This is a genomic window from Microbulbifer variabilis (assembly GCF_056232115.1).
Genome location: NZ_CP174325.1, coordinates 3,360,780 through 3,377,941 on the forward strand (window position 1 = coordinate 3,360,780; position 17,162 = coordinate 3,377,941).

Consider the following 17,162-nt stretch of genomic DNA (forward strand, 5'->3'; position numbering starts at 1 on the left):
GTCGAGTGGTGATTTAAAAGCTAATTGATGGAAAATGGCGGGTAAATATATACACCGGCTATGTAAATACGCCATTAAGTAGAAAGTTGCGCCAATAGAGTTGGCTCGTTAACCGAGGACTTACTTCCGTGAGTCGGAAAAAGTCAGAATAGCGATGCTCAGATATCAATATCAGCCTGAAATTGTTTGTAGATAGGTTTACTTAAGACAAAGAGTAGGGCCCGCCGAGCCAGATCGAAAGTGAATTTATTCCGCTTGTATAAGGGAACTTCCGAATTTAGTACATGTTGATTGTGCAAGTTGGTGAAGGAAGTTAGCTGAAAAATCTCTGCCAATTGCACCCATAAAAACAGGAGCAAGCGAATGAATATAGATTTTTCCCCAGAAGAATTAGCTTTTCAACAGGAAGTTAAGCAATTCCTGCAAGAGAAGCTTCCGGCGGATATCAGTGAGAGGACACTGGATGAAATTCCCCTGGGAAAAGAGGACTATGAACGCTGGCAAAAGATCCTGTACGAACAGGGTTGGGCTGCGACTAACTGGCCAGTTGAATATGGGGGTACCGGTTGGACGCCAACACAAAAATACATTTGGGCCAATGAGTGTGCCAACTTCGGCGCGCCAGATGTAATTCCTTTCGGTTTTAAAATGGTTGCACCGGTTATCTTCACTTATGGTAGTGAAGAGCAAAAGCAGCGGTTTTTGCCGGATATCTTGGCAAGTAATGTTTGGTGGTGCCAAGGATATTCGGAGCCAAATGCGGGCTCTGATTTGGCGTCGTTAAAAACCACAGCAGTGCGAGATGGCGATGAGTATATCGTTAATGGTACCAAAACCTGGACGACTCTGGGACACTGGGCCGATTGGATTTTCTGCCTGGTTCGTACCGGAGGCCCCGAAGTCAAAAACCAGGCCGCAATCACTTTCCTGTTAATTGAAATGAACCACCCGGGCATTACTGTATCGCCCATTATGACTTTGGGTGGCCATCATGAAGTGAATGAAGTGCATTTTGATAATGTACGGGTACCAGTGGCCAATCGTATAGGAGAGGAAGGTCACGGCTGGACCTATGCCAAGGTATTGTTGACCCATGAACGCACAGGCATTGCACGGGTTGCCACTTCCAAAAAACGTTTACAGACTTTAAAAAAGCTGGCAGGTGATACTTGTGATGGTGACACCAGCCTCCTGGAAAATCCAGCCTTTGCGCAAAAGCTGGCTGAGGTTGAAATAGATCTTTTAGCTCTGGAGTTTACCGAGCTAAGAGCACTTGCGGCAGTGAGTACCGGTAATGCACCGGGGCCGGAATCCTCCATTTTGAAAATTAAAGGAACTGAAATCGCCCAGCTTATTGATGAACTTTACATGGAAACTGCGGGTTATTACGGAATGCCATTTGTCCGGGAGCAATTTAAAAGCGGATTTGATGGCGAGCACGTAGGCCCTGGAATTATTACCAGCAGCGTGCCCCGTTACTTAAATAATCGTAAATCCTCGATTTATGGTGGCAGTAACGAAATTCAGAAAAATATTATCAGCAAGTGGGTACTTGGCCTGTAAACGCGACGTTTAATGAGGATTGGAACGATGGATTTTTCCTATAGCGAAGAGCAGCAGATGTTGCAAAGCAGTGTGTGCAAATTTATTCAACAGGATTATGACTTTGATCGTCGCAGTAAGTTAATAGACAGTGATACTGGGTTTAGTGAGGATAACTGGAAGTTATTTGCCGAGTTGGGCTGGCTAATGGTTCCATTTAGTGCAGAAGACGGTGGTCTGGGTGGTTCTGCTGTTGATCTGATAGTGGTGATGGAAGAGTTTGGTCGTGGTCTGGTGGTGGAACCCTTCCTGGCAAGTGCAGTTTTAAGTGGTGGGCTAATAGCAAACGGTGCCAACGAGGCGCAGAAGCGAGAGCTAATAAGCTTGTTGATGGAAGGCAAGTTGCAGCTGGCATTTGCATTTGCTGAGCCCCAGAGCCGTTTCAATCTTTCTGATATTACCACCAAAGCTGTAAGGAACGGAGACAGCTACGTAGTGAATGGCCACAAAGCCGTTGTTCTGAACGGTTCAGCCGCAGATAAACTATTGGTGGCAGTACGTACTAGCGGCGGCCAACATGATTGTGAAGGTATCACTTTATTATTGATAGATGCCAACACTGAGGGTGTTCACCGCCAGGGGTATGCCACTGTGGATGGGCACCGTGCGGCTGAGGTAAAGTTTAATAATGTCATGGTTCCTGTGGCAAACCGGGTCGGAGAGGAAGGAGCCGCTTTGCCAGTAATGGAACAGACAATTGATCGGGCCACACTGGCGCTGTGTGCCGAGGCAGTAGGGGCCATGGAGAAAATTTATAAAAAGACCGTGGAATACACAAAGACCCGAGAGCAGTTTGGCGTTGCCATTGGCAAGTTCCAGGCCTTGCAACACCGTATGGTGGATATGTTTACCGAATATGAGCAGGCCCGCTCTATTCTATTAATGGCAGCGTTACAGTTGGATGTGAATAATGGCGTTGCCCCTAAGGCAATTTCTGCAGCAAAAAGCCGCATTGGAAAAGCCGCCCGGTTAGTAGGCCAGGAAGCAATTCAGTTACATGGCGGTATAGGGGTTACAGAGGAGTTGGATGTAAGCCACTACTTTAAACGTTTAACCACAATCCAGTATTTGTTCGGTAGTACAGATTATCATACCCGCCGATTTGCCGGGCACTAGCGAGGCAGGCAGCTGTGAGGTGATGAGTTGTTCCCCAGGTTGGTTGCATTGCGCTACTAACCTGGGGTCAAGTTATCTAGTAGCGGATCAGCATGGCCTCTATATTACCGACCATATTCTTCAATAAGGGGGCGACTTCTTCTTTCAGGAATTCTGGACTCAGGCGGTAAGCAGGTCCGCCAGCGTTAAATGTATAAATGCGCCCCTGGCTTAATTGTAGGGGGACAGCAATACCATTAACATCGCGGTTCCAGTCGCCAAAGGAGCAACAAAAGCCGCGCTGCTTATAGCTTGCTACCGCTTCTTCAATTCCAACCTTGATTTTCGGCCAGCGCTCGCTATTCCTTTTCTCCAGGTGTCCATAAAAGTACTCGCGCTCCTCTTGTGGTAGTGCTGCCAGGAAAGCCCGTCCTGAACCACTAGTAGCTAGAGGTACACGGTTACCTATTTCGTAGCGAAAAGTCGTAACATTAGCAGCTGCACAAAACTCGACAAATATCATATCGAGTCGATCACGGTCAGACAGTCCTACAGCCGTTCCTGTGGAGTTTGCAAGGTCCTGCATTAGGGGTTTGGCAACTTGGCGAATAGCCAGATTGGAGACAAATGCATAGCCAAGTGCTAGTACGCCGCTCCCTAATTGGTATTTTTCCAGTCGATCCGAGTAGGTCAAATAACCTAATTTGGTGAGAGTGTAGGTTAGCCGTGAAATACTAGAGCGAGGCAAGCCAGTGCGTTGAGCGATTTCAAGGTTACCCAGAAAGCCATCACCGGGCTGAAATGCCCGCAGTACATCCAGTCCTCGGGCGAGGGCTTCAATAAACTTGCGATCCGGTTCTGCACTTTTCTTTCTTGGGAGGTCACTCAGCGGAGCCATGGTCATAAATCCTGCTTTTATAGAGGCAAGTATACAAATTTTACTCCTGAACTTGAAGATAGATACTTAGCCTTGAAGGGAAATTTAGGTCTGTGAAGGGAGGCAGTTAATAATGATAGGTAACGTAAATCGTGGTTGTACTTGGGCGTTCAGTAGTAAGTCCTGAGTAAGTGTATAATTTGGAATCGATGCAGTTTAAAGTGTTTTTTCGGAATGCCTATATATACGGTCAATTTATCGTATATTGTATTGCTTCTGCTTGTCCCAAAGATAAAATCAGTGTTTGAATCCGTGCTAGTCAATTTTTTCAATTTTGATCTTATATAATAATAAGGGTATTAGAAATGGCATTAAGATTTCTCACTATTATCATAATGTCTTTGATGATCGGCAGTAATTGTTATGCTATAGCTAATAATACGGAAAAAGAAATAAAGTCAGCGCTGGCGGAGATGTCTAGTAGCAACCGCTTAATTGGTTCACATTTCGTTGCAGTAGTTGATAAGAACGGGCTCGATTTCTTTTATGCCTATTCAAAAGACGGTCCTAAAGTAACAGAGAGTACGCCTATCTTAATCGCAAGTCACACAAAGTCTTTTACCAGTACTTTGATGGCTATCCTGCATAGCTCGGGAAAGTTGGATTTGGATAAGCCCATATCATCTTACAAGCTCCAGTTGGGGCTTGAGGGGAAAGTTGATACCAATAAAATCAGTATTAGGGATTTACTGACCCATACGGCTGGATTTACAAGTGTCCAACATACCTTTAAGTCAGCGTTTTTAGGTCATTCTGGTAGGGAGGAACTGATTGATTCATTAAGTGAGAATCTACTTGTTGCGCCAGATTACAATTTTAGATATTCAAATACAGGCCCGATAGTCGCCTCGATGATTGCAGAGAACATCACTGGAATAACTTGGGGAGAGCTAATAGAGGAGTATATTGCCGACCCGCTGGATATGAATGCGACTACGAGCAACGTATCCAAGGTGAGGACAATTCTCCCATCTATCATCACGTCTAGTGATAGTAATATCTTTAATTCAGGGCATTTCAAGTCTGACCTAACGATGCATCCATCAGGAGGGCTGGTTTCGACAGTCAATGATTTGGCGATATGGCTTCAAGCAAACATAAACAAGGATAGGTCAAATTTATCAAAAATCGATATCTTTGATGAACTTCATGAAAAGCAGGTAGACCAATCTAAAACCTATTTCACCTATGAGCGATCTGGATACACTTTGGGGTGGGATCTGGCAGAGTATAATCAAGAGACGCTTTTGACAAGGTTTGGAAACTATGGTGGATATAGTATTCATGTATCCTTTATGCCAGAAAGAGAGGTTGGTGTAATTGCATTTACTAATCAAGATGCGGCTTATATCTTACCCCATGTGATAGCTAATTATGCTTATAACTCGATATTAAATAAGAAAAATAGAGATATATTGTTTGAGCAGGAGATGAATCGACTGAAGAAGTCTGTGCTAGTTGAACTGTCGGAAGCTCCAGATTCTGCCTTGATTGTTAGCTCCGATGATTTTCCAGATAACTTGCTTGGCACTTTTATCAATAGTAGCGGTTGGCCAAAACAAAAATTCTATATTGACAATGGTAAAGTAATGGTAGATTGGGGAGTTCTTAACGGACCTTTATTGAAAGATGGTAAAAAGTATATGGCACATTTTGGGGTATTTCAGAGGGAGATTGCTTTTCTTACTCTAGAAGGTGGGGACATAAAATGTAGGAATGGCTCTTAGGAACGGCTCTATTGAGTTTTTAAAAAGATAAATCTCTAAGTGGTAACTATTATTATGCTTGGTTTCAAGTCTGAACTAATCCAGCTTATTGAACCCCTCTGCATTCACCCACTAGACACGATTCCAAAAGCGCCTTCCTGTAAAATTTCACTGTACATACTTGTATTTCCGAAATATCTGGATCATAGATTTCTTCTTCGGAAATTCAGTCGCATTGGAAGCTCTGAACTTTGGAGAAATCATTAACAACATATGGATGTGGTTCCTCGCTGCATAATTATCGACTAATTCAAGGCCATTCTGACAATATAAGTATTGAAATATAGTTCAATATCTCCCGCCTCAATGTCCCAAATGACGCTTTCTTTCGATACTTAGGCACATTGATAGATTAAATTTATATTTAATATATTGGTCACATAGATATCTGCAAAGATCTAAATCAACGACTGCCAACCTGCTTTAGTGTGCAATGTAACTAACTCTATGGCGAACTCTTTCATTGCTTACCCGAAGTCAAGAGTTGACAATAATATATGAAAAATAAATTATATTTTCGCTTTATAAAGTTTGCTGGTTTATGGTGCCTATATTTTTACTCTGCATGCTGAAACACTAGAGTACTGTCAAGCTTTACCGTCATAGGCAGTGGTTGGCCTATCCATTAATTAATGCTTAAGTTGGATTTACATTATATATGAAGTGTATTTACGGAATATAATTTGAGATAGAGGTTGAATTACATGGCATTTATTAACTGGCTGTCTGGTTGAGTAAGTTTATATTGTGGTAGCTTTCCCGCTTTAGTTTTCAAGTTTTTGTTAATAATTTTTTGTTGGCTTATTTAAACTTACATGGCTCTGGATATGGAGCTTCGACTAATTCGGAGTTGATAATGTCAGTACATAATTTTCGAGATAAGGAAGTTGTAAGCACCAAAAAAAAACAATATCGGGGCCGCCGCTCCAAGGGTTCAACAATCAATAAGAATCCGTGCACTATGAGGTTGGAGTTTAAGAGCCAAATTCGTATGAAACCGGAATTCTGTGCCATTTCATTGAATCCCTACTATATACAGATGGTTGAGACCAAACTGGTAGAGATTGTTTCTCGCACCCCATTATTTCAAGAGCAACCTTATAGTCATAGGGACGGCTGGAGTTTACCCGGTAAGGTTGGTCGTGCCTGCCACCCATTGCAAAGCGGTATGTTAAGCTCTGCAGTACTTTTTGGGGCCTTGTTATTTGCGCCCTCCCTCGAAGTGTCTGCTGCTAATTTAGATGTCACTACATCTGATGTCACCGTATCTTCAGACGTTGAATCTGTTGATGATATTTTTATTGATAATGGTTACACATTACTGGTTGAGAATGGAGGAGTGGTTGGTGCTTCGGGTAGCGCCAAAATTGGCATAAACGGCGAGGGAATACTCAGGGTTACTGGTTCGGGCAGCGTCTTGAGGTCTCCGGCAATTTCTTATCATATCCTTGGTGAGCAAGCTGGAAGCTCGGGCACACTACTGATTGAGGAGGGTGGGTACGCTCAACTTTACGATATAAAAGGGGGCAATGGTTCTTATAATATCAGAGTCTCTGGTTCGGGTTCCACGCTTTACGCCAATTATCTAGAAGTGGGTGATCTTGTTAGAGACTCTTCAGCAATGATGGTAGTCGATAATGGCGGCACTGTTTCAAGTCAGGCTTTAAGAATTAATGCAATAAGAGGGGGATCTTTATTAGTAACCGGTGAGGGTTCAAGCGTTGAAGGAAGGTTTGGCTTATTCCTCGGTAGCGGTGGTATTGAAGGTGAACCTGTTACTAGTTCAATGATGATCGCGGATGGCGGGAGTGTAACCACACAAGAATTGTTTATTGGAAAAACTACAAACGCAGGTGGTGAGGTCAGAGCCAGTAGTGGTGTCGCCACTGTCACTGTAAGTGACACCAACTCACGCCTTAATGTCAAAGACTCTATGCATGTTGGGGGTAACGGTTCGGCGATTTTACAAATTGAAGATGGTGGGAATGCTTCGATAGGAAGCTCCGCATATTTTGGCGGGATAGGTGATGTAAACGGCTTTGTTACCGGAGAAAACTCTACGCTTGATGTAAGCGAAAATCTATCTCTAGGGCATGAAAATGGTAGTTCAGGGCAGCTGCAGGTTGCAAACGGTGGGAAGGTAAGCGCTTCCACAGCCTTTATCGGAAATGAAGGTAGTTGGACAACCGTGGTTACCGGTACAAACTCCACACTTGATTTGGATCACCAGTTGTACCTCGGATTTGGCTACGACAGTGTAGGCACATTGGCCATAGAGGATGGCGGGGCTGTTAATGTTTTGGCTGATACCGTCATTGGGCAGCAAGGTCACGGAAAAGTCACTGTTACAGGGGATAACTCTAGACTCGATGTAGGTACTGATCTACATCTTAGTTACATTTCAAGTGGGTATGGGGCACTAAGGGTTGAGGATGGCGGAGCCGTATCTGTTGGTGTTGATGCTTTTATTGGGAACGGAGGTTCGGTCGACGTTACAGGTGTCGGCTCGACCTTTGCGGTGGGTACCGATTTATATCTTGGCGATGCTACTGGAGCAGGGGCTTTACTCAATATTTTGTCCGGTGGTGAAGTTTCTACCGGAGGTGATGTATTTTTAGGGCTTGAGGGGGGAGACTTAGCCTTGGTTGAAGGTGCAGGTTCTTTGCTTGAGGTGGGTGGCAGCCTGTTTGCCGGAGTTGAATACGGTAGCCGGGGGCGCTTGGTAATATTACAAGCCGGAACAGTTGTCGTAGAGTATGACGCAAATCTCGGCCTTAGCGGAGAAGCGCTTGCCTTTGTAAATGGAGAGGGTTCCGTGCTTGATGTGAAGCATGCCTTGAATATCGGTAATCCTCTCTTTAATACTCAACCCACACTAAGCATTGGGTTTGGTGGAACCGTTTCTTCTGGGATGGAGACAGTTATTGGTACTACTGGCAACGGTACTGTTACCGTGTCTGGAGTTAACTCCAAACTTGATACGGCCCTGGAGCTGACACTTGGCTATGCCAAAGGTAGCTCGGGCACACTCCTAATTGAGAACGGCGGGGCTGTTACTACAGGACGCTTCCCCTTTATTGGTTATGGTGGCGAGGGATCAGTCGCAATATCTGGTGAAGGCTCAAGCCTGGAAGCAAATGGCACCGTATTTCTAGGCCACCGAGATGACAGCATGGGTACGCTGCTCATCGCTGATGGTGGAAAGCTCTTCTCAAAAGATGGTGTAATCATTGGCCACAAGGGTACCGGATCAGCCACTCTTTCCGGTATCGGCTCTAGTCTTGAAGTAGCTAATAGCCTAATGCTTGGTCATGAAGTTAATGGCTCGGGTATATTGAGAATCGAAGATGGTGCCGATGTATCAATTGGTGATTCATCTATTGATGATCCGACAGCTGATGTGGCCATTATTGGGCGAACAGGTACCGGAAGAGTACTCGTTACAGGTATAGACTCCGCACTTGATGTGTCAAAAACCTTGTCCCTTGGCCACTTAGGTGGTGAAGGCACACTGAGTGTCGAAGACGGCGGCAGTGTAACCACGCGAGATAGTGCATATATCGGCAATGTTGGTAACGGAGCAGTTGAAGTGACTGGTGCGGAGTCCATGCTTCATATGGACGCGTCCCTTTACCTGGGTCGTGAAGCCAACGCTATAGGCACACTAGATATCAAAGAAGGTGGGACAGTCACTCCACAAGTGAATGCTCTTATCGGCTATGACGGCACCGGTGAGGCCAATATCTCTGGTGTAAACTCCAAGCTCGATGTGGGTGGTGTAATGATTTTGGGCAGGCATGACGGCAGTTCAGGTAAGCTGATGATTGGTGATGGTGGCACTGCGTCAGCTAACGGTGAAGTAATTATTGGGGATGCCGGTATTGGGGATCTCATTGTTACGGGTACAGGCAGTAATTTTGAATCACACAGTGTTGTAAGAATCGGTGATGACGCTACCTCTGTGGCAACAGTACTTGTTGAGCAAGATGCGCTCCTCAAAGCGAGTCGTCTAGTGGCTGGCAGTGGGTCCGTTAGCCTGACTGTAGATGGCGCAACGATACAGGCGGGGACTAACAACGCCTCGTTTCTTAGTGGATTCTCTGGAAGTGAATTTACTGTTGGCTCACACGGCATGGAGCTGGATACGAATGGGTATAACATTGGTATAAAAGGGGATATCGACTGGAGTAGTGGAGGAGCGCTGACCTCCACTGGTATGGGGACATTGACCCTACACAGTGGACAGGTTATTTCAGGGGGAACAACCGTTAAGGGCAGTAAATTGATTGTTGGCGGAGGTGCATCTGAAACCGGGGTTACACTGCAGAGTGATGTGCATATCGCAAGCGATGGAGTGCTTGGTGGAAGCGGCAAGGTTCTTGGCAATGTGATCAATGAAAGGGGAACAATTGCTCCAGGCAATTCAATAGGAACGACCACTATCCTAGGCAGTTATTCCGGCACGGGCACTCTTGAAATCGAAGTTGAAGGGCATACTACCCCTTCTCTTGCTAAGGCTGACCAGCTTGTGGTGGCAAATGAGATTGATGTGAGTGGAACTACTCTCGCGCTAGTCATGACACCAACAAATCCAGCAGAGTGGGCAATGGTACCAACAGGCCCGTTCATTATTGTTAATAACCTGGGGAGCAGCGCTGTAACCGGGACGTTTAATGATGTTCAGGATGTAAATCATCTGCTTTTTCTTGATGAGACACTGGATTACAACGCAGGAGACGGTAACGATATCTCTCTTACACTTACCCGCAACGACCTAACCTTTACATTTGAGGGCAGCTCGGTTAACCAGCGAGCTGTAGGTGAGAGCCTGGATTCAATGGATTGGTCGAACCCAGTTTACAACGCTGTTGTAATGAGCACCGGTTCCATGCAAGAAGCCTTGGCAAGCTATAACAGCCTATCGGGTGAAATCAACGCATCTGTCCGCAGTCAATTAATTGACGATAGCCACTTCATACGTTCAGCAGTTTCCAATCGCTTGCATAACGTCGCCTCAGGATATGGCCACTATTTTGGCCTCAATACCAGTACCGAACAACAAACTGGTCTTTCCCTGTGGAGCCAGGCATTTGGCAGCTGGGGGCAAATTGATGGAGATGGTAATACAGCGAAGCTAGACCGCTCATTGGGTGGTCTCTTCTTTGGTATAGATGCCTTGGCAGTTGGAGATACCCGTGTAGGTTTGGTGGGCGGCTATAGTGCTTCTGACATGGATGTTGATGTTCATCACTCTTCTATTGTCAGCGACAACTATCACCTAGGTATATACATTGGATCTGGATCTGAAGGGGTGAGGGTACGGGGAGGAATAGCGGCATCTTGGCATCAAATGGATGGAGAGCGGTATGTCTCCCTAGGGTCTGGTGGTTTCACAGATAATGTGAACTCCACGCAGGATACCATGACCCTGCAGGCCTTTGGTGAAGTGGGCTATAACTTGAATGCTTCAGGTATCCCTTTTGAACCTTTTTTAGGTCTGGCCTGGGTGAATCTAGAAAGCAATAGCTTCACAGAAAAAGGTGGGCATGCGGCTCTGACGGCAAGAGATCAAAGTGAAGAAATGCTATTTAGTACACTTGGCCTGCAATCTGCATCTACTTTTCTAATAGGGGAAACAGATGTGACATTGCAAGGCAAGATCGGCTGGCAGCACGCCTCAGACGATACTACAACCTTCACGCAGGCGTTTGCAGCAGGTGGTGACCGTTTCACAATAGAAGGTGTTCCGGTTGCGCAGGACCTTGTTTTTCTGGAGGCAGGATTTGCAGCTTTGCTAAGCGAAAGGACATCACTGATGCTAAATTATTCTGGTCAAATAAGTTCTGAATCGGAAAATCATGGTTTGAATGCCAGGGTCAAGTTCCGTTTTTGAAGGTTTAACTACGCTAACAAAGCCCCGGACTGTAGTTGAAATCTGGGGCTTTTCTTTACAGAAAGCTATACTTTTATTGTAATCAGATAAATTATATATTTGTGATTAGGTTGCAGTAGAAGCTAAAAAGCATTTGATTTATATCAACTTCCTACTGACTCTTCCCCCTAAATTTTCTTTAAGAGGTTAAGTGTTACTTCATCTCCAGGCCTAACCTCTAAGGCCTTCTTCAAATATTGCTTTGCAATATTCTTATCTAGAGGTTCGATTAATTTTGCACCAAGTTTATATGCGGTAAAGCTTATACCAAAGGAAACTTTCGCCCATTGTTCTATCACGGAAATTGCTCCTTCAATATTTCTCTGATCAACTTGGATTGAAATCCATTCTTTCCAAATAGAATGGTTGCGAAGTTTTGGCCCAATAAATGGTTCCAGCAGTTCATGGGCTTCCTCAATCCGTCCCGAACCTCGTAGTGCATGTGCTTTAGTGGCTACTGTATTTGCGTCTGACTTAACTACTTTCAATGCTTCAACTGCTTCATCATAGTTCCCAGTTTTGTTTAGAAAACGTGCAAACTGTAAAGCAAATTCTGGGTACTGTTTATACATCGAGCGGTACTTAGTAAATAGAGCTTTTTTTGCAGAAATTGGTGTAGATGGTGTCCTGAGTTTCTCTAAAATACTTTCTCTTGATAAATCTCCCACGGCCTTACAGTATTTATCAACAAGTCTGGATACTTGAATACGTACAAGTTCATCTTGCACATGAACCTGATCATCCATCCAGGCAATATTCCGGTCGGTCAACAAAATAGATTCATAGCTAGGATAATAAAAGACGTTAGAATAAGAGCATACAAGCGCTTCTGTAGCAGTTCTCAGCACAGACTTTGAATAAGAGTTTGAAATTGCGATGTCTTGATTTCTATATGTTAGTGCCATTGGAACAGGAGAAACAGTGACGAGAATATTCTGTTGACTTTCAGCGCATGCATTTAAAAGTCGAATCGTTTTATCGAGATAGTCATAAACTTCATTGTAACTCAACACATGGAGTTCGAATCTACGTGGCCATAATTTCATAACCTTAGGTAATGGGATTGTATTAAGGTATAAATTAGTTGTTTTATCGAACCAAACCTCGGAAAGTCCCAGAGTGATAATCACTGTCTCAGCCTTTCGGACCGAGCTGTAAAACTTGGTAATAGCCTCCCTCCTGGTTTTTACAGTTTCTAGCGGCGAGGGTCGTATCGATGAAAGAACATTAAGATCACAATATTTTCCCTCTCCTAGTTCAACAATACAATCTGCTGGCATTTCACAGTTTTCTTCTAATGCCCATTTAAATTCATTATAGATGGATGCAACTCCAAAATTGGTTATAGAATCCAGTTTCGGATCCTCAAATTCAGGAAGTTCAAATATTTCACTTGATGGGACCCTAAATCCAAGTTCGATCAATTTGGTTTCGACATTTCTGGCAAAGCAGGAACCGACAGAGAAAACAGTTGACCCCGGTCTAAATTGAAAACCGGCCGTGAATTCTGGCCTTGCTATGGGCTCATACCTGTTATCTACGGAACGGTTGGGCCAGTGGCCTGCACGATTAATCCTCTTTGTGCTTATAGCTTCTTCATCAGATAAAATCTGTATGGGCATAATTCACTCCGATAAATTATTCTCAACTTAATGAGTTTATATGGAGAGCTCGAAAGAAAGGAGTGCTACTCGTGCATTACCTGAACATTAAATACGATCCAGTCATGATTGAGGAGACCTACCAGATGATCAATAAAAATCACTATCATAGCAACAGGGCCACTCCTGACATTTAGGAAGCTCTATCTTTAATTGTCAAAATATGAATTTATTTATTTTGTGAAAAATTACCTCTTTTATCCTTCAGATAACTTGCTATATTTCCACGCTCAAAACTGATATTCAAGAAGTGGAATTGTTGTAGTGAAAAAGTTAATAATAAAATTTTTTATCTTAATAGCATTTGCCAATTTGGCAATTGCTGATTCAGCAAATGATATGGAGGAAGTGCTAGAGCTTGGAGGTAGCGTTGAAGTAGGTAATGAGTTCAGTACATATGAAATTGAAAGGTTTATTGATATAGGCGGCAATAGAGTTAAAGTGAAGTGTGAGGGATTTAGTCGATACGATTGTGAAGATTTTGCCGAAGAAGGCGCAAGAGTAGAGGTTGGAAACTATTATTCTGAATATGATGTAGAAAGAATTATAAACTCTGCAGTCAGGCCTAGTTATGTGTCAGTTATTGCGGAAGGTTTCAGTAATTATTATTGTGATCGATTTCAAAACATGGGGGCAGCTATCGAGGGATGGGACTCCGAAGATCGAGATGCTTATGAAGTAGAAAAATATTTGGAAAAAGGTGGGGAAGTAAGTGTTGACAATAACTTTTCTTCCTATTATATCGAACAATTTATTGAAGTGGGCGGCACCAGAGTTATAGTAAATTGTGATGGCTTTAGCGTATATCACTGCCGGGAATTTGCGGAATTGGGTGGAAAAATTGACATGCGAAATTACTATTCAAGTTATAATGTTGAACAAGTAATTCGAGACGCAAAAGAATCAATCAATGTCGAAGTTCAGTGTATTGGCTTTAGCAGTTACAATTGTGAAGATTTTGCCGAGGAAGGAGGGAAGATTTATGTTGGTTCCTACTACTCTGCCTGGGACGTGAAAGACATTATCGAGGTTGCCACCAATAGCAGGAATGTCGTAATTAAATCTTCAGGTTTTAGTAGTTCAGAGCTAGAGGATTTTGCTAACCTGGGCGCAACGCTTGAAAATTAGCAACAAAACACCTCATATGTGTAAATATTTATTATGATACCTGAACTGCTTTGCAAAAAAGTTAAAGTAAATTTTTTCAGGACACTTGAGTGCGACGACCATGTCGCGCTCAATCTCTAGGGGCCTTTTACTAGAAGCTGTTTCATAACTTCTTTAACGTAATTAACATGCATGCAATATAGAAAAAAGCACGATAAGTGGACAAATATCGCTCCCATCTAATAACTAAACGGCGGTAATTTCCCAACCACGCAAAAGTCCTCTCAACTTTCCAACGGCGAGCGTACCTTTTGAGCTTTCTGCCATCCGGTCTTGAGGGTTTTTTCCTATTTCTCCTGTGTGGACAGATAAGGTCGATTCCACGACTCAACAGGCTATCTCTAAGAGGATCCGAGTCCGCCGCTTGATCATAAACTAAGCGATGAATCTTTGTATTTTTATACGTAACATCAAGTAATGGGTATAATAACTTCACTTCTGCTGGTGAGGCCGAAGTAATGGTGCCTCCCAGTGGAATACCTTCGCCATCGACCACCACCATCCACTTTGAATCCTTGCCCCGCTTGGTTTTCCCGATTTCGAAGCTCTTTTTTTGCGGGTGCAAAGCTGCCATCAGAAAAAACCTCCTCCCAGTTAAGCAAAGACTGCTGATCCAACAGCTCCAGAAATCTTCTCCATGCCTGTAACCAAGCTCCTTGCTCTTCCCAAAATTAAAGCCTTCTCCAGCATGTACTCGGTGATGGATAGTGTGAAGGAAGTTCTTTCCATCGCGCTCCAGAACGCAAAATCCACAGGATGCCTTCAAAACAGGCTCGATTATCAATCGGTTTTGGGCTTCCCTTTCCTCGTTTTAACTCAGGAAGACAAGGTTCGATCAATTTTCATTGATCATTGGTTAACTCTGACTTGAATCGGCTCACTATTGCTGGACTTTTTTCTATGTAATTGCGTGAGAATAGCCGATTTCAAGTTATGAAACAGCCTCTATGACCTTGGTAGCTTAAGCAGCCTTTATGACGGCCAATTGTTGCCAGCGCAATGCCAAGTCATTGACCAAAGACTGCTTTATACCGTATGCATAATGTCCCCCAGGTAAAAAATTTTGGCGTTATTATTCTCGCAACTATTGCCCATCTAATATTTAAGAGTTGATATCAGCTTTCATTGCCCCAATAATATGCCTGTGCACCAAGGAGGGCACAGTTAGCAGGGATCTTTGGGTAAAGCTCAGAACATAAATATTGTAATTTTTTGATTTGCAATTGTTTTTGCTTCCCCTCTTTTCATGCTTTCGTTTTTAAAAATAGGCGGTACACACTTGCAGTCATTAATTTTTTGATGATATTTTTTTAAGAAAAGGATTAATTATGTCAAATATTGGTCATGTTGAAGGTTGGAATAAAGATAAGCCATTTATTTCTGATAGTCTTGAGGCAACCAGTTTTCACTGGGCTGCATGGACTGGTATAGAGGACTCTACAGAAGGAAGTTATATTCAGGGGCTTATAGAACTCAAAAATACTGGAAAATTTCCCATCCTTGACGCCAAAGTATTCCTGGATCTTGATGACAATGGTATGACCTGGGATGCATACTTGTGTAATTCATCAGGTACACCAATAGAAAATGGTTCATCAGGTGCTCCAATAGGAGATGGTTTCGTAAGCTACGGCCACCCCATCGCCCCAGGCGAAACCGTTAAACTAAAATACTGGTGGGGCCTGAAGCATGTTGCTGGCCCTACTAAGTGTGATTTTACTGTTACCGTAAACATGTTCCCAGAATATAGAATACAGGTCCCCAGGTCGAGCGCACATCAAAGCGAAACCTCAATTCAAGCTTCTTGAGTTTTACATAGCTAGATAATGCCATTTTAGCTGAATAGGAGGGGCTATTTTCCTCTCCTATTAATAAACATATTTACAAAGCTATTCCGATACCAATGGATAAAATCGTTGAGTGGCTTAACTCACCTATTTAGGTTTATTCCTTATTAGCTCTCACTCCTTCTCAAAAACCCACTTTCTGGTATATTTTGTCCAATATTTTCTTTGATGGAGAGCCAGTAGAGATCAACCGTTATCGGTCGAGCTATGGCAATAGACCGATGTATGCTATTAGCATCTTGAACTATACAAAATACGTTGGAAGTTTCTCTGCTGCTGTGGATGTGAATCTGTGAAAGGAGTTAGAGCTAACGCTTACGCAGATGCGCGGGATTGAGCACGGTATGGATTGGCTGGCTACCCATACTGAGAGGACTATATAAGTAAAAAAGTTTACTGAGTTACTACCGAGAGCTTGAAGCCTATTTCACTATGTCGATCAAATGACAGTTCTTTGGGACTAATATGTAGTAGTTCAGACTTGATCTGACAGTTACCGGTTTTTCAGAAGGTGTTCTGTCAGGTCAAATTCAGTTTACGAGTATTTCCTTCCGGGTGCCTTTTCCATCTACAAATGTTGCCATCGGAGTGCGGCCGCAATACTTCTTACCCTGATGGGCCCGATCATTATTGTAATATACGAGCCATTCGCCTAGATCTCCTCTACAGATCCGTAGATCTTGCGACGTAATGATGGTCGGTAGAACTCCTGTAAAATTGTTTAATGGAATCGGAAACCTTCCCCCATTGAGTAGTCGCTTACCTTTTGGATAGGGTAGGAAAAAATACCGAAAATAATGGGTGAAGAGCGTGTTGTTGAATACTCAACAGAATTCAAAGTTAGAGTGGTAGCTCTCACTAATCAACTGAAAGTATTTATGACTACTATCGCCAACATTATTGGTCTGCATCCAGTAATGATGTATAGATGGCGACAGGAAAGTAGAGGAGTCAAACTTGTCGAGAAGCTCAGTCGTAGAAAAAGTATGTCAAAGACAGTGAGACCTCAGTCTCAAACTGATGATAAAGAGGTAAAACGTCTAAGAAAGCAGGTTGAGAAATTGAAAAAGGAGAATGATTTCCTAAAAAAGTGGGAAGTGTACCTGAAAGATCTAAATCCGAAAGATTCGCGTTCATAGCTCGTAATCGGTGGGA

At 43.4% G+C, this 17,162-nt stretch carries 12 protein-coding genes and 1 pseudogene; 7 read left to right on the forward strand and 6 right to left on the reverse strand.

Annotated elements, in window-relative coordinates; all coding sequences use genetic code 11:
* Positions 1-363 precede the first annotated feature (363 nt).
* Together ACJJI7_RS15050 and ACJJI7_RS15055 are read left to right on the forward strand one after the other, a co-directional pair.
* Positions 364-1,563, forward strand: a complete 1,200-nt coding sequence (locus ACJJI7_RS15050) for an acyl-CoA dehydrogenase family protein (RefSeq protein ID WP_444901830.1) — start codon at positions 364-366, stop codon at positions 1,561-1,563.
* A gap of 27 nt (positions 1,564-1,590) precedes the next feature.
* Entirely contained in the window at positions 1,591-2,718 is a 1,128-nt protein-coding gene (locus tag ACJJI7_RS15055; RefSeq protein WP_444901829.1) for an acyl-CoA dehydrogenase family protein, read from the forward strand.
* Between the two features lie 76 nt (positions 2,719-2,794).
* Here ACJJI7_RS15055 and ACJJI7_RS15060 read toward each other — a convergent pair whose 3' ends face one another.
* A complete protein-coding gene (locus ACJJI7_RS15060; RefSeq protein WP_444901828.1) occupies positions 2,795-3,595 on the reverse strand; it encodes an IclR family transcriptional regulator in 801 nt (266 codons plus the stop codon).
* 344 nt (positions 3,596-3,939) lie between these two features.
* Between ACJJI7_RS15060 and ACJJI7_RS15065 the strand changes: the two genes are divergently transcribed.
* Together ACJJI7_RS15065 and ACJJI7_RS15070 are read left to right on the forward strand one after the other, a co-directional pair.
* The gene (locus tag ACJJI7_RS15065) at positions 3,940-5,361 is read left to right on the forward strand and encodes a serine hydrolase domain-containing protein (RefSeq protein WP_444901827.1); all 1,422 of its coding nucleotides are present in this window, start codon (positions 3,940-3,942) and stop codon (positions 5,359-5,361) included.
* 1,030 nt (positions 5,362-6,391) lie between these two features.
* A complete protein-coding gene (locus ACJJI7_RS15070; protein ID WP_444901826.1) occupies positions 6,392-11,293 on the forward strand; it encodes an autotransporter domain-containing protein in 4,902 nt (1,633 codons plus the stop codon).
* Positions 11,294-11,460: 167 nt separating this feature from the next.
* Here the strand turns inward: ACJJI7_RS15070 and ACJJI7_RS15075 are convergent, their stop codons facing one another.
* Positions 11,461-12,954: a GSCFA domain-containing protein gene (locus tag ACJJI7_RS15075; RefSeq protein WP_444901825.1), complete on the reverse strand. Its 1,494-nt coding sequence runs from the start codon at positions 12,952-12,954 to the stop codon at positions 11,461-11,463.
* Positions 12,955-13,257: 303 nt separating this feature from the next.
* Here ACJJI7_RS15075 and ACJJI7_RS15080 point away from each other — a divergent pair, with 303 nt between their 5' ends.
* Positions 13,258-14,121, forward strand: a complete 864-nt coding sequence (locus tag ACJJI7_RS15080; RefSeq protein WP_444901824.1) for a hypothetical protein — start codon at positions 13,258-13,260, stop codon at positions 14,119-14,121.
* A 142-nt stretch (positions 14,122-14,263) separates the two neighbouring features.
* Here the strand turns inward: ACJJI7_RS15080 and ACJJI7_RS15085 are convergent, their stop codons facing one another.
* Genes ACJJI7_RS15085 through ACJJI7_RS15095 form a run of 3 tightly spaced genes read right to left on the reverse strand, consistent with a single transcriptional unit; the run spans position 14,264 to position 14,999 of the window.
* A complete protein-coding gene (locus ACJJI7_RS15085) occupies positions 14,264-14,734 on the reverse strand; it encodes an IS5 family transposase (protein ID WP_444901823.1) in 471 nt (156 codons plus the stop codon).
* 20 nt (positions 14,735-14,754) lie between these two features.
* On the reverse strand, positions 14,755-14,889 hold the full coding sequence (locus tag ACJJI7_RS15090) for a hypothetical protein (protein ID WP_444902657.1): 135 nt from the start codon (positions 14,887-14,889) through the stop codon (positions 14,755-14,757).
* Positions 14,832-14,999 carry a transposase gene (locus tag ACJJI7_RS15095; RefSeq protein WP_444901822.1) on the reverse strand — a complete coding sequence of 56 codons (168 nt, stop codon included), beginning with the start codon at positions 14,997-14,999 and terminating at the stop codon, positions 14,832-14,834. Before ACJJI7_RS15095 ends, ACJJI7_RS15090 begins: the two co-directional genes overlap by 58 nt.
* Before the next feature lie 489 nt (positions 15,000-15,488).
* On the opposite strand from ACJJI7_RS15095, the gene ACJJI7_RS15100 reads away from it, so the two are divergent.
* Positions 15,489-15,968: a hypothetical protein gene (locus tag ACJJI7_RS15100; protein ID WP_444901821.1), complete on the forward strand. Its 480-nt coding sequence runs from the start codon at positions 15,489-15,491 to the stop codon at positions 15,966-15,968.
* 569 nt (positions 15,969-16,537) lie between these two features.
* On the opposite strand, the pseudogene ACJJI7_RS15105 reads toward ACJJI7_RS15100, so the two are convergent.
* Positions 16,538-16,728, reverse strand: a pseudogene (locus ACJJI7_RS15105) (IS481 family transposase); the annotation flags it as partial.
* A 76-nt stretch (positions 16,729-16,804) separates the two neighbouring features.
* Between ACJJI7_RS15105 and ACJJI7_RS15110 the strand changes: the two are divergent.
* A complete protein-coding gene (locus ACJJI7_RS15110) occupies positions 16,805-17,146 on the forward strand; it encodes a transposase (protein WP_444901820.1) in 342 nt (113 codons plus the stop codon).
* Positions 17,147-17,162 lie beyond the last annotated feature (16 nt).